Annotated in this window: 11 protein-coding genes; all 11 read right to left on the bottom strand. The window is 61.9% G+C overall.

The annotated features are described in order from the left end of the window. Positions 1-4 precede the first annotated feature (4 nt). Positions 5-1,537, bottom strand: coding sequence for an NADH-quinone oxidoreductase subunit M (nuoM, locus tag C4J88_RS16410; protein WP_025858974.1), 1,533 nt, complete (start codon positions 1,535-1,537; stop codon positions 5-7). Between the two features lie 55 nt (positions 1,538-1,592). Further along, on the bottom strand, positions 1,593-3,446 hold the full coding sequence (gene nuoL, locus C4J88_RS16405; protein WP_124367422.1) for an NADH-quinone oxidoreductase subunit L: 1,854 nt from the start codon (positions 3,444-3,446) through the stop codon (positions 1,593-1,595). After that, a complete protein-coding gene (gene nuoK, locus C4J88_RS16400; protein ID WP_003174727.1) occupies positions 3,443-3,751 on the bottom strand; it encodes an NADH-quinone oxidoreductase subunit NuoK in 309 nt (102 codons plus the stop codon). Before nuoK ends, nuoL begins: the two co-directional genes overlap by 4 nt. A 2-nt stretch (positions 3,752-3,753) precedes the next feature. Beyond that, positions 3,754-4,257: an NADH-quinone oxidoreductase subunit J gene (gene nuoJ, locus C4J88_RS16395; RefSeq protein ID WP_065884950.1), complete on the bottom strand. Its 504-nt coding sequence runs from the start codon at positions 4,255-4,257 to the stop codon at positions 3,754-3,756. Positions 4,258-4,266: 9 nt separating this feature from the next. Beyond that, complete coding sequence (gene nuoI / locus C4J88_RS16390; protein WP_003174725.1) at positions 4,267-4,815, bottom strand: NADH-quinone oxidoreductase subunit NuoI; 549 nt, start codon at positions 4,813-4,815, stop codon at positions 4,267-4,269. 11 nt (positions 4,816-4,826) lie between these two features. Beyond that, positions 4,827-5,834: an NADH-quinone oxidoreductase subunit NuoH gene (gene nuoH / locus C4J88_RS16385; protein WP_003174724.1), complete on the bottom strand. Its 1,008-nt coding sequence runs from the start codon at positions 5,832-5,834 to the stop codon at positions 4,827-4,829. Then, positions 5,831-8,545 (bottom strand): NADH-quinone oxidoreductase subunit NuoG, encoded by a 2,715-nt coding sequence (nuoG, locus tag C4J88_RS16380; RefSeq protein WP_124407559.1) that lies wholly within the window; start codon positions 8,543-8,545, stop codon positions 5,831-5,833. The genes nuoH and nuoG overlap by 4 nt, the downstream gene beginning before the upstream one ends. A gap of 136 nt (positions 8,546-8,681) precedes the next feature. Next, complete coding sequence (gene nuoF / locus C4J88_RS16375) at positions 8,682-10,040, bottom strand: NADH-quinone oxidoreductase subunit NuoF (RefSeq protein WP_057024316.1); 1,359 nt, start codon at positions 10,038-10,040, stop codon at positions 8,682-8,684. Further along, on the bottom strand, positions 10,037-10,534 hold the full coding sequence (nuoE, locus tag C4J88_RS16370; protein ID WP_003232080.1) for an NADH-quinone oxidoreductase subunit NuoE: 498 nt from the start codon (positions 10,532-10,534) through the stop codon (positions 10,037-10,039). Before nuoE ends, nuoF begins: the two co-directional genes overlap by 4 nt. A 2-nt stretch (positions 10,535-10,536) precedes the next feature. After that, the gene (gene nuoC / locus C4J88_RS16365) at positions 10,537-12,321 is read right to left on the bottom strand and encodes an NADH-quinone oxidoreductase subunit C/D (RefSeq protein WP_124367419.1); all 1,785 of its coding nucleotides are present in this window, start codon (positions 12,319-12,321) and stop codon (positions 10,537-10,539) included. Positions 12,322-12,392: 71 nt separating this feature from the next. After that, a complete protein-coding gene (locus tag C4J88_RS16360) occupies positions 12,393-13,067 on the bottom strand; it encodes an NADH-quinone oxidoreductase subunit B family protein (RefSeq protein ID WP_124367418.1) in 675 nt (224 codons plus the stop codon). Positions 13,068-13,070: the final 3 nt, after the last annotated feature.

Here is a 13,070-nt window from a genome sequence, read left to right as displayed (position 1 = left end):
GCTCTTACCGGGCCGAAGCGAGTTGAGAGAAGGCGGTGCCGAACCACTGCTGCACGCCATGCATCGTTGCGGCAGAAGTGTCCAGGAACGGCTGTGGGTATACGCCGATGTAGATCAGCAGTACCGCCAGGCCGAGCACCATGATCAGTTCGCGCGCATCCATCCCTTGCAGGACGGTGTCGGACTTGGCCGGGCCGAAGTAGGCGCGGTGGATCATGATCAGCGAGTAGACCGAACCGAACACCAGGCCGGAGGTAGCAATGGCGCTGATCCACGGCGTCTGCACGAAGGCACCCATCAGGATCAGGAACTCGCCGATGAAGTTACCGGTACCCGGCAAGCCCAGCGATGCAGCGGCGAAGAACAGGCTGATTGCCGGCAAGTACGCGATGCGCGACCACACCCCACCCATTTCACGCATGTCACGGGTGTGCAGGCGCTCATACAGCTGGCCACTCAGGATAAAGAGTGCAGCGGCCGAGACACCGTGGGCCAACATCTGGATCACCGCGCCCTGCAACGCCAGTTGGCTGCCGGAGTAGATGCCGATCAGTACGAAACCCATGTGGGAAACGGACGAGAAGGCGATCAGACGCTTGATGTCGGTTTGCGCGAAGGCCAGGAACGCACCGTAGAAGATCCCGATCAGACCCAGGGTCATGGCGATCGGCGCGAACTCGGCCGAGGCATTCGGGAACAGCGGCAGGGCGAAACGCAGCAGGCCGTAGGCAGCGGTTTTCAGCAGGATACCGGCCAGGTCCACGGAGCCGGCGGTCGGCGCCTGGGCGTGGGCGTCAGGCAACCAGGAGTGGAACGGCACCACCGGCAGCTTCACCGCGAAGGCGATGAAGAAGCCCAGCATCAGCACGTACTCGGTGGTCAGGGACATCTTGGTTTTCAACAGGTCGGCGTAGTTGAAGGTGATCACGCCGGTGTTGTTGAAGTTGACCAGTACCAGGCCCAGGATCGCCACCAACATGATCAGGCCGGAAGCCTGGGTGAAGATGAAGAACTTGGTCGCCGCGTAGATCCGGGTTTTCTTGCCGTCCGAAGAACTGTGACCCCAGAGCGCGATGAGGAAGTACATCGGCACCAGCATCATTTCCCAGAAGAAGAAGAACATGAACAGGTCCAGCGCCAGGAACACGCCGACCACGCCGCCCAGGATCCACATCAGGTTCAGGTGGAAGAAGCCCACGTGACGCTGGATTTCTTTCCAGGAGCAGAGTACCGAGAGGATACCCAGCAGGCCGGTCAGCAGGATCATCAACAGCGACAGGCCGTCGAGGGCCAGGTGCACGTTGATTCCGAAGCGCTGGATCCATACGTGCTTGAATTCAAGCGCGAAGGTCGGATCGACACCCGGAGCGGGGGCGAATGAATAGTCGCCATGGGCCCACAGCCAGAGGCCGAGCGCGAGTTCCAGGGACATGGTCAGCAACGCAATCCAGCGGGGGAGGGTGGCGCCGAAGCGTTCACCCATCCAGCAGAGCAGGCCGCCGATAAAGGGGATCAGGATTAGCCAGGGCAGAATCATGACGGGCTCGTTTCCTTTCGCAAGTTCGCAAAGTACGCAGTGCACTTAAACATAGTCAGACCGCTACCACGACGATGGCGCCGATCACCAGCACGGCACCCACTGCCATGGACGCCGCATACCAACGCAACTGGCCGGTCTCGCTGCGGCTCAGGGCGGTGTGACCGGCCTTGGCGGCGCGCGGGATCAAACCGATGGTCTGGTCGAGCGGGTCTTTGCGCAGCACGTGGCTGATCGCAAGGTAAGGTTTGACGAACAGTTTGTCGTAGATCCAATCGAAGCCCCAGGCAGCGAACCACCAGGCCGACAGGAAGCGGCCAATGCCACTGTTGGCCACGGCGGTGACGAAGCGACGCTTGCCGAGGAACAGCAGGGCCGCCAGCAGGATACCGGCGATGGCAATGGCGCCGGAGGCGATTTCCAGGCTGTGCTTGGCTTCGCCGCCGGCATGGCCGACGCTTTCCGGCAGTACACCGGCCAGTGGCGGAGTGATCAGGGCGCCGATGAAGGTCGACAGGATGATCAGCACCGACAGTGGCAACCAGTGGGAGATGCCGTGGCCGGCGTGCGCTTCGGTCTTGGCTTCACCGTGGAAGGTGATGAAGATCAGGCGGAAGGTGTACAGCGAGGTCATGAACGCACCCACCAGGCCTGCGTACAGCAGGTTCTGGTTACCGCTGGCAAAGGCTTCCCAGAGGATCTCGTCTTTGGAGTAGAAACCGGCGGTCACCAGCGGCAGGGCGGCGAGCGCGGCACCACCGACGATGAAGCTGGCGTAGGCCAACGGCAGTTTCTTCCACAGGCCACCCATCTTGAAGATGTTCTGCTCGTGGTGGCAGGCCACGATCACCGCACCGGAAGCAAGGAACAGCAGGGCCTTGAAGAAGGCGTGGGTCATCAGGTGGAAGATCGCCGCGTCCCAGGCGCCGACGCCCAGGGCCAGGAACATGTAGCCGATCTGGCTCATGGTCGAGTAGGCGAGGATACGCTTGATGTCGGTCTGCACCAGCGCGGCGAAGCCGGCCAGTACCAGGGTCACGCCGCCGACGATGCCTACCAGATGCAGGATGTCCGGCGCCAGGGTGAACAGGCCGTGGGTACGGGCGATCAGGTAGACACCGGCGGTGACCATGGTCGCGGCGTGGATCAGTGCCGACACCGGGGTAGGACCGGCCATCGCGTCCGCCAACCAGGTTTGCAGTGGCAGTTGCGCGGATTTACCCACGGCGCCGCCCAGCAGCATCAGGGTGGCCAGGGTGATCCAGAAATCGCCGACCTGGAATTTCTGCGGTGCCAGCACCAGCAGTTCCTGGATGTTCAGCGTGCCCACCTGTTGGAACAGGATGAACAGGCCAATCGCCATGAACACATCGCCGATACGAGTGACGATGAAGGCCTTGAGTGCCGCGTTACCGTTGTTGCGGTTGCTGTAGTAGAAACCGATCAACAGGTACGAGCACAGGCCCACGCCTTCCCAGCCGAAGTACAGGAACAACAGGTTATCGCCGAGCACCAGGAACAGCATGCTGGCGATGAACAGGTTGGTGTACGAGAAGAAGCGCGAGTAGCCCGCTTCACCGCGCATGTACCAGGACGCGAACAGGTGGATCAGAAAGCCTACACCCACCACCACGCCGAGCATGGTGATCGACAGGCCGTCGACGTAGAGGGCGAAGTTGGGCTTGAAGCCTTCCACCGACATCCACTGCCACAGCACCAGGGTGTAGTGACCGCCTTCCGGCGGCGCTACGTTGAATTGCCAGATGACGTAGGCGGCCACGATGGCCGACAGGCCAATCGAGCCGACGCCGATCAGGGCCGAGAGGTTTTCCGACCAGCGTCCGCGAGAGAACGACAGCAGCAGGAAACCGATCAGGGGAAATACGAAAGTCAGAAAGATCATGTTCATCCGCGCATCTCACTGGCAGCGTCGATATCAAGCGTGTGGAAGCGACGATACAGTTGCAGCAGGATCGCCAGGCCGATACTGGCCTCGGCGGCTGCCAGGCTGATCACCAGGATGAACATGACTTGTCCATCCGGCTGGCCCCAACGCGCACCCGCCACGATGAACGCCAGTGCGGCAGCGTTCATCATGATTTCCAGGCTCATCAACACGAACAGAATGTTACGGCGAACCATCAGGCCGACCAGGCCAAGGCAGAACAGGATGCCGGCAACCGCCAGACCATGCTCCAAAGGGATAGCAGGCATCGTCATTGCTCCTTGGCTTCGTTGCGGCCCAAGTGGAAGGCGGTGATGGCTGCGGCGAGCAGCAGCATCGAAGCCAGTTCGACCACCAGCAGGTACGGGCCGAACAGGCTGACGCCCACGGCTTTCGCGTCTACGGTGGTGTGGCCGATGGCCTGGCCGCTCTGGTGAGCGAACAGCACATACAGCAGTTCACCCAGCAGCAGCGCTGCCAGCACGACCGGGCCGAGCCAGATGCCGGGCTTGAGCCAGACGCGTTCCTGGGCGACCGAGGCCGGCCCGAGGTTGAGCATCATCACCACAAACACGAACAGCACCATGATGGCGCCGGCGTAGGCGATCACTTCCAGCACACCGGCGAACGGTGCGCCGAGGGCGAAAAAGGTCATGGCCACAGCGATCAGCGAAATGATCAGGTAGAGCAGGGCGTGCACGGGGTTGGTGTTGGTGATCACGCGAAGCGTGGACACCACTGCAATACCCGATGCGAAATAGAAAGCGAATTCCATCTTTCTTCCTTAAGGCAGCAAGCTCTTCACGTTGATCGGCTCGGCTTCGTTTTGTGCGGCGCCCTTGGGCTTACCGGCAACGGCCATACCTGCAACACGATAGAAGTTGTAATCAGGGTTTTTACCGGGACCGGAAATCAAAAGATCTTCTTTCTCGTACACCAGGTCCTGACGTTTGAACTCGGCCATCTCGAAATCCGGTGTGAGCTGGATCGCGGTGGTCGGGCAAGCTTCCTCGCAGAGACCGCAGAAAATGCAGCGCGAGAAGTTGATGCGGAAGAAGTCCGGGTACCAGCGACCGTCTTCGGTTTCAGCTTTCTGCAGGGAGATGCAACCCACCGGGCACGCCACGGCGCACAGGTTGCAGGCTACGCAACGCTCTTCGCCATCGGGATCGCGGGTGAGCACGATGCGGCCGCGATAGCGCGGCGGCAGGTATACCGCTTCTTCCGGGTATTGCAGGGTGTCGCGTTTGCGAAAGCCGTGACCGAACACCATCACCAGGCTTCGCAACTGGGTACCGGTACCCTTAACGATGTCGCCAATATATTTGAACATGGGTCAAATCCTCACTGAACCGCGGCTGCTGGCGTGTTCAACAACACGACGGCGGCCGTCACCAGCAAATTGATCAGGGTCAGCGGCAGGCAGAATCTCCAGCTGAAATCCATCACCTGGTCATAGCGCGGGCGCGGAATCGAGGCGCGCAGCAGGATGAACAGCATGATGAAGAACGCGGTCTTCAAGAAGAACCAGAAGAAGGCCAACTGCGGCAGGATGCCGAACGGACCGTGCCAGCCGCCGAAGAACAGCGTGACCAGCAGGGCCGAGATCAAGATGATGCCGATGTACTCACCGACGAAGAACATGCCCCATTTCATGCCGGCATATTCAATGTGGTAACCGTCGGCCAGTTCCTGCTCCGCTTCCGGCTGGTCGAAGGGGTGACGGTGAGTCACAGCCACGCCGGCGATGAAGAAGGTGCAGAAGCCAAAGAACTGCGGAATGATGAACCACAGGTTCTGCGCCTGGTACTCGACGATATCGCGCATGTTGAACGAACCAACCTGCACCACGATGCCCATCAGCGCCAACCCCATGAACACTTCATAGGAGACGGTCTGCGCCGAGGCACGCAAGCTGCCCAGCAGGGCGAACTTGTTGTTGCTCGACCAACCGGCGAACAGCACCGCGTACACAGACAGGCCAGCCATGGCGAAGAAGAACAGCAAGCCGATGTTCAGGTCCGCCACGCCCCAGGTCGGGGTGATCGGGATGATCGCGAAGGCGATCAGCAAGGCGCTCATGGCCACCACCGGTGCCAGGGTGAAGATCACCTTGTCGGCAAACGGCGGGGTCCAGTCTTCCTTGAAGAACATCTTCAGCATGTCGGCGGCGATCTGGAACATGCCGAACGGGCCAACGCGGTTCGGACCGTAACGGTCCTGCCACCAGCCCAGCAGGCGACGTTCGACGAAGCTGAGCAGGGCGCCCGCGACGACCACGGCCAACAGGATCACGATGGCCTTGACGACCGAGATGATCACGTCGATCACTTCAGGGGTGAACCAGGTCATTGCGCTGCCTCCTGCAGACCGTCAACGGTTTGGCCAAAGATCGCTGGAGGAATACCGGCGATGCCTTTAGGCAGTGCAACCAGGCCGGCACCCAGCTCTTCGTTGATGCGCAGCGGCAGGCGCAAGGTCTGGCCGGCCACGTTCAGGCTGAGCAGGGCACCGTCGTTGACGCCCAGGCGGTCGGCTTCGGATTTGGCCAGGGCCACGTAGGCGGTTGGAATGCGTTCTTGAACCGGCGCGGCCTTGGAAGAAGTCTCTTCGCTGCCGAACAGGTGGAAGAACGGCACCACTTGCCAGGTACCCGGGGCCGGGTTGAACGGACGCGGTACGGCAGCGAACCAGTTCAGCGAGTCACCGCTGCTCTCGATCAGGCGGGTGCCTGGGTCGCCAGCGCGGATATGCCCACCGACTTCGTCCTGGAACTTGTTCCAGGCCTGCGGCGAGTTCCAGCCCGGCGACCAGGCGAACGGCACCTGCTGCCGCGGTTCGGCCGAACCCGAATAGCCTTCCATGGAGAAGGCGAACGCGGTGTCGATGTCTTGCGGGGTCCGCGGTTCATGCACGCTGATGTCGGCGCGCATGGCGGTACGCCCGGAATAACGCAGCGGTTCACGGGCCAGCTTCAGGCCCTTGATGCGGAACGAGGCGGACGGTGCGGCATCGACAATCCGCGCCAGTTGCGGTGCGCTTGCAGCGGTAGCGGCGGTGACGTGGTCGAGCTGGGTCCAGTCGATCGGCTGGTTCAGCAGGGTCGCGCGCAGGGCATGCAGCCAGCGCCAGCCTTCATGAACCAGGATGCTGGCGTCCATGTATTTCGGATCGAACACCTGGAAGAAGCGCTGGGCGCGGCCTTCCTGGCTGACCAGGGTGCCGTCGCCTTCGGCGAAGGTGGCGGCTGGCAGTACCAGGTCGGCACGTTCGCTGGTGGCGGTTTTCTGGTGGTCGGCCACGATCAGCACCTTGGCGGCGTTGAGCGCAGCGTCAACCTTGGCCGCATCAGTGCGGGTGTACAGGTCGTTTTCCAGCACCACGATGGCGTCGGCGTTGCCGTCGGTCACTGCTTGCAGGGCGGCGTCCAGGGACTCGCCACCGAGCATGGCCAGGCCGAGGCTGTTGGCTTCCGGTACCACCAGGCTGATGGAGCCGTTCTTGTCGCGCAGCTTCAAGGCCTTGGCGATGTTGGCGGCGGCTTCGATCAGCGCCTTGGAACCCAGCGAGGTGCCGGCGATGATCAATGGGCGTTTGGCGGCCAGCAGGGCGCCGGCGATACGCTGGGCCAGTGCCACGGCTTCGGCGTCCAGGCCGTCGACGGCAGGCGCGCTGGCGTCAAGGGCGTGGGCCACGGCGAAACCGATGCGCGCCAGGTCGTCCGGTGCAGCGTGGACGCATTCTTCGGCGATGTCGTCGAGCTTGGTTTCAGCCAGGGAGGCGATAAACAGCGGGTTCAGCGCGTGCTGGCCGATGTTTTTCACTGCGGCGTCGAGCCAAGGCTGCACGCGCATGGCGTCGGCCATGGCTTCGGCCTTGCCTTTGACCGACTGGCGCAGCGACAGCGCGATACGCGCGGCGGTCTGGGTCAGGTCTTCACCGAGCACGAAGATCGCATCGTGGTCTTCGATGTCGCGCATGTTCGGTACCGGCAGCGGGCTGTCGTTCAGCACCTGCAGGACCAGGCGGATGCGCTCCAGCTCGCCGGCTTCGATACCGCTGTAGAAGTGCTCGGCACCGACCAGTTCGCGCAACGCGAAGTTGCTTTCGAGGCTGGCGCGCGGCGAACCGATACCGACGATGTTACGGCCACGCAGCAGGTCGGCGGCTTTATCCAGCGCCGCGTCCAGGCTCAGCTTGGCGCCATCGGCCAGCAGTGGCTGGCGCGGGCGGTCTTCGCGGTTGACATAGCCATAGCCGAAGCGGCCACGGTCACACAGGAAGTACTGGTTGACCGAGCCATTGAAGCGGTTTTCGATACGACGCAGTTCGCCGTAGCGCTCGCCCGGCGAGATGTTGCAACCGCTGGAGCAGCCATGGCAGATGCTCGGGGCGAATTGCATGTCCCACTTGCGGTTGTAGCGCTCGGAGTGAGTCTTGTCGGTGAACACACCGGTCGGGCAGACCTCGGTGAGGTTGCCGGAGAATTCGCTTTCGAGCACGCCGTCTTCAACACGACCGAAGTACACGTTGTCATGGGCGCCGAACACGCCGAGGTCGGTGCCGCCGGCGTAGTCCTTATAGAAACGCACGCAACGGTAGCAGGCGATGCAGCGGTTCATTTCGTGGGAGATGAACGGGCCGAGGTCCTGGTTCTGGTGGGTACGCTTGGTGAAGCGATAGCGGCGCTCGTTGTGGCCGGTCATCACCGTCATGTCTTGCAGGTGGCAGTGACCGCCTTCCTCACAGACCGGGCAGTCGTGGGGGTGGTTGGTCATCAGCCATTCGACGACACTGGCGCGGAACGCCTTGGATTCATCATCGTCGATGGAAATCCAGGTGTTGTCGGTGGCTGGGGTCATGCAGGACATGACGATACGACCACGGGTGTCGTTTTCGTCGGTGTACTGCTTGACCGCGCACTGGCGACAGGCACCGACGCTACCGAGCGCGGGGTGCCAGCAGAAATACGGGATGTCGAGGCCGAGTGACAGACATGCCTGTAACAGGTTGTCTGCCCCATCGACTTCGAGCGCTTTGCCGTCTACGTGGATAGTGGCCATGGTTCAAAGTTCTTCGTTGGCCCGTTGTCAGCGGGCGTGGCTAATGGAATCTTGTTATTCATGTGCATCTACACAGCCATAAAGGCGTCCGCACATGAGAAAAGCGAAGGGCACGAACCCTTCGCTTCTTTAAGCGTTACGCACCGACCATGGTCGGTGATACCACCTGAGTGAGTTCGCCCGCGCGGGTTGGCGCGATGCCGGCCTCGAATTCAGGGCGGAAGTATTTGATTGCGCTGCCCAACGGCTCCACGGCGCCCGGTGCGTGAGCACAGAAGGTCTTGCCTGGGCCGAGGAAACCAACCAGCCCGAGCAGGGTTTCGATGTCACCCTCGCGGCCTTCACCGTTTTCCAGGGCCATCAGCAGCTTGACGCTCCACGGCAGACCGTCACGGCACGGGGTGCAGAAGCCGCAGGATTCACGGGCAAAGAACTGCTCCATGTTGCGCAGCAACGAGACCATGTTCACCGTGTTGTCCACCGCCATCGCCAGGCCGGTCCCCATGCGGGTGCCCACCTTGCCGATGCCGCCGGCATACATCTGTGCGTCGAGGTGCTCGGGCAGCAGGAAGCCGGTGCCGGCGCCGCCTGGCTGCCAGGCTTTCAAGGTGTAGCCGTCGCGCATGCCGCCGGCGTAGTCCTCGAACAGCTCGCGCGCGGTTACGCCGAACGGCAGCTCCCACAGGCCAGGGTTCTTGACCTTGCCGGAGAAGCCCATGAGCTTGGTGCCCATGTCTTCACTGCCTTCGCGGGCCAACGATTTGTACCAGTCCACGCCGTCGGCGATGATCGCCGGCACGTTGCACAGGGTCTCGACGTTGTTCACACAGGTCGGCTTGCCCCACACGCCCACGGCGGCAGGGAAGGGCGGCTTGGAGCGCGGGTTGGCGCGGCGGCCTTCGAGGGAGTTGATCAGTGCGGTTTCTTCACCGCAGATATAACGCCCGGCGCCGGTGTGCACGAACAGCTCGAAGTCAAAACCCGAACCGAGGATGTTCTTGCCCAGCAGGCCCGCCGCCTTGGCTTCGGCCACGGCACGGTTGAGGTGCTTGGCGGCGGTGGTGTATTCACCGCGCAGGAAGATATAGCCACGGTAAGTTTTCAGCGCGCGGGCACTGATCAGCATGCCTTCGATCAGCAGATGGGGCAGTTGCTCCATCAGCATGCGGTCTTTCCAGGTGTTGGGCTCCATTTCATCCGCGTTGCACAGCAGGTAGCGGATGTTGATGGATTCGTCTTTGGGCATCAGGCCCCACTTCACGCCCGTGGGAAAACCTGCGCCGCCACGGCCTTTGAGACCGGCGTCTTTCACGGTCTGGACGATGTCGTCCTGGGCCATGTCGGCGAAGGCTTTGCGCGCGGCTGCATAGCCGTTCTTGGCCTGGTACTCGTCGAGCCACACGGGTTCGCCGTCGTCACGCAGGCGCCAGGTCAGCGGGTGGGTCTCGGCCGAACGCTTGATCAGGTTGGCCGGGCCGAAGGAAGTCAGGGTCATGGGTAGCCCTCGAGCAATTGGGTCACGCCAGCAGGCTGCACGTCACCGAATGTGTCGTCGTCGATCATCAACGCCGGCGCCTTGTCGCAGTTGCCCAGGCAGCACACCGGCAGCAGCGTGAAGCGGCCGTCGGCGGTGGTCTGGCCGAGGCCGATGCCCAGCTTGGCCTGGATTTCGCTGACCACGGACTCGTGGCCACCGATGTAGCAGACCATGCTGTCGCACACGCGAATGATGTGGCGGCCGACCGGCTGGCGGAAGATCTGGCTGTAGAACGTCGCCACGCCTTCAACGTCGCTGGCGGGGATGCCGAGGATCTCGCCGATGGCGTAGAGGGCGCCGTCCGGCACCCAGCCACGTTCCTTCTGGACGATCTTCAAGGCTTCGATCGACGCCGCGCGCGGGTCTTCGTAGTGATGCAGCTCGTGCTCGATGGCCGAGCGCTCAGTTTCACTCAAGGTGAAACGGTCTGTCTGGATAAGCGTGCTGTTCATGCTTAGCGGTCCACGTCGGCCATAACGAAATCGATACTACCCAGGTACGCAATCAAGTCCGCGACCATCTCGCCTTTGATCACCGAAGGGATCTGCTGCAAGTGCGGGAAGCTTGGGGTGCGAATCCGGGTGCGGTAGCTCATGGTGCCGCCATCGCTCGTCAGGTAATAACTGTTGATGCCCTTGGTCGCTTCAATCATCTGGAAGGACTCGTTGGCCGGCATCACCGGGCCCCACGAGACTTGCAGGAAGTGCGTGATCAGGGTTTCGATGTGCTGCAGCGTGCGCTCTTTGGGCGGCGGCGTGGTCAGCGGGTGATCCGCCTTGTACGGGCCGGCCGGCATGTTGCGCATGCACTGCTCGATGATCTTCAGGCTCTGGCGCATTTCTTCGACGCGCACGATGCAGCGGTCGTAGGCATCGCCGTTGGCCGCCAGCGGCACTTCAAACTCAAAGTTTTCGTAGCCGGAGTAAGGGCGCGCCTTGCGCAGGTCGAAGTCCAGGCCGGTCGCGCGCAGGCTTGGGCCCGTGACGCCCCATTCCAGCGCTTCCTTGGTGTTGTACTGGGCGACGCCGATGGTACGACCCTTGAGAATGCTGTTGTCCAAGGCGGCTTTCTGGTATTCGTCCAGGCGCTTGGGCATCCAGTCGATGAATTCCTTGACCAGGCGTTCCCAGCCGCGTGGGAGGTCGTGCGCAACGCCGCCGATGCGGTACCAGGCAGGGTGCAGCCGGAAACCGGTGATCGCTTCGATCACGGTGTAGGCTTTCTGGCGGTCGGTAAAGGTGAAGAACACTGGCGTCATGGCGCCCACGTCCTGGATGTAGGTGCCCAGGAACAGCAGGTGGCTGGTGATGCGGAAGAACTCGGCCATCATGATGCGGATGGTGTCGACGCGGTCCGGTACCTTGATGCCGGCCAGCTTCTCGACCGAGAGCACGTACGGCAGGTTGTTCATCACGCCGCCGAGGTAGTCGATACGGTCGGTGTACGGAATGTAGCTGTGCCACGACTGGCGCTCGCCCATCTTCTCGGCACCACGGTGGTGGTAGCCGATGTCCGGTACGCAGTCGACGATTTCTTCACCGTCCAACTGCAGGATAATACGGAAGGCACCGTGGGCCGAAGGGTGGTTCGGGCCCAGGTTGAGGAACATGTAGTCCTCGTTGGTGCCGGAGCGCTTCATGCCCCAGTCTTCCGGGTTGAAGCGCGCAGCTTCTTCCTCAAGCTGTTGCTTGGCCAGGGTGAGGCTGAAAGGGTCGAACTCGGTGGCGCGCGCCGGGAAGTCCTTGCGCAGCGGGTGACCTACCCAGGTCGGTGGCATCATGATGCGGGTCAGGTGCGGGTGCCCCGGGAAGTCGATGCCGAACATGTCCCAGACTTCACGCTCGTACCAGTTGGCGTTCGGCCAGATTCCGGTGACGGTCGGTACGCTCAGGTCGCTTTCAGACAGGGCAACCTTGAGCATCACGTCGCTGTTACGTTCCAGCGACATCAAGTGGTAGAACACGGTGAAATCGGCGCCGCTCGGCAACCCCTGGCGCTTGGTGCGCAGACGCTCGTCCACGCCATGCAGGTCATAGAGCATGACGTAGGGCTTGGGCAGGTTGCGCAGGAAGGTCAGGACTTCGATGAGCCTGGCGCGGGCAACCCACAGCACGGGCATGCCGGTGCGGGTCTCCTGAGCGGTGAACGCCTCGGCGCCAAAACGGTTGTTCAGTTCGACGACCACGTCCTGGTCGTTTGCCTTATAAGGCGGGATGTACAGAGCACTGCCTGTAGTCATGGTTTTTTATCGCTTTCGGTCAACGTAAAGAATGAAGCCAGGTTTTCGTTCTATAAAAGAAGCGGGCTGGATCAGACTTCGTCGGGGCTGCGCAGGTTGGTGACTGCGATTCGCTGTTCGCGGCGCTGTTCCTTTTGGGACGGCATCTCGGCGCGGTACACGCCTTGATCACCGACGACCCAGGAAAGCGGGCGACGCTCCTTGCCAATCGATTCCTGCAACAGCATCAAGCCTTGCAGGAAAGCTTCGGGACGGGGCGGGCAGCCGGGCACGTAGACATCCACGGGGAGGAACTTGTCGACCCCCTGCACTACGGAATAGATGTCGTACATACCGCCGGAATTGGCACAGGCGCCCATGGAAATGACCCATTTGGGTTCCAGCATCTGTTCATACAGGCGCTGGATAATGGGGGCCATTTTCAGGAACGGCGTACCGGCGATAACCATGAAATCCGCCTGGCGCGGTGATGCCCGGATGACTTCGGCGCCAAAGCGCGCGATGTCGTGGGGCGCCGTGAAGGCGGTGGTCATTTCCACGTAGCAGCACGAAAGACCGAAGTTGTACGGCCACAGGGAGTTTTTGCGCCCCCAGTTGACCGCGCCATTCAGCACGTCTTCCAGCTTGCCCATGTAGATGTTTTTGTGGACTTGGTCTTCTAACGGGTCGGAAACGGTTTCGCGTTCGCCGATGGGGTACTGCTCGTTAGGAGCGTCCGGGTTGATCCTGGTGAGATTGTATTGCATCGC

Source organism: Pseudomonas sp. R4-39-08, assembly GCF_003852275.1.
Taxonomy (GTDB): domain Bacteria; phylum Pseudomonadota; class Gammaproteobacteria; order Pseudomonadales; family Pseudomonadaceae; genus Aquipseudomonas.
This window is presented reverse-complemented; position numbering and strand designations above follow the sequence as displayed.

What these genes read in the sequence shown, in the direction of transcription:
- nuoI (WP_003174725.1), bottom strand. Translation starts at nt 4,815, where the DNA reads ATGTTCAAATATATTGGCGACATCGTTAAGGGTACCGGTACCCAGTTG.
- nuoE (WP_003232080.1), bottom strand. Translation starts at nt 10,534, where the DNA reads ATGAACAGCACGCTTATCCAGACAGACCGTTTCACCTTGAGTGAAACT.
- nuoM (WP_025858974.1), bottom strand. Translation starts at nt 1,537, where the DNA reads ATGATTCTGCCCTGGCTAATCCTGATCCCCTTTATCGGCGGCCTGCTC.
- nuoC (WP_124367419.1), bottom strand. Translation starts at nt 12,321, where the DNA reads ATGACTACAGGCAGTGCTCTGTACATCCCGCCTTATAAGGCAAACGAC.
- nuoH (WP_003174724.1), bottom strand. Translation starts at nt 5,834, where the DNA reads ATGACCTGGTTCACCCCTGAAGTGATCGACGTGATCATCTCGGTCGTC.
- nuoJ (WP_065884950.1), bottom strand. Translation starts at nt 4,257, where the DNA reads ATGGAATTCGCTTTCTATTTCGCATCGGGTATTGCAGTGGTGTCCACG.
- nuoL (WP_124367422.1), bottom strand. Translation starts at nt 3,446, where the DNA reads ATGAACATGATCTTTCTGACTTTCGTATTTCCCCTGATCGGTTTCCTG.
- nuoK (WP_003174727.1), bottom strand. Translation starts at nt 3,751, where the DNA reads ATGCCTGCTATCCCTTTGGAGCATGGTCTGGCGGTTGCCGGCATCCTG.
- nuoF (WP_057024316.1), bottom strand. Translation starts at nt 10,040, where the DNA reads ATGACCCTGACTTCCTTCGGCCCGGCCAACCTGATCAAGCGTTCGGCC.
- nuoG (WP_124407559.1), bottom strand. Translation starts at nt 8,545, where the DNA reads ATGGCCACTATCCACGTAGACGGCAAAGCGCTCGAAGTCGATGGGGCA.
- C4J88_RS16360 (WP_124367418.1), bottom strand. Translation starts at nt 13,067, where the DNA reads ATGCAATACAATCTCACCAGGATCAACCCGGACGCTCCTAACGAGCAG.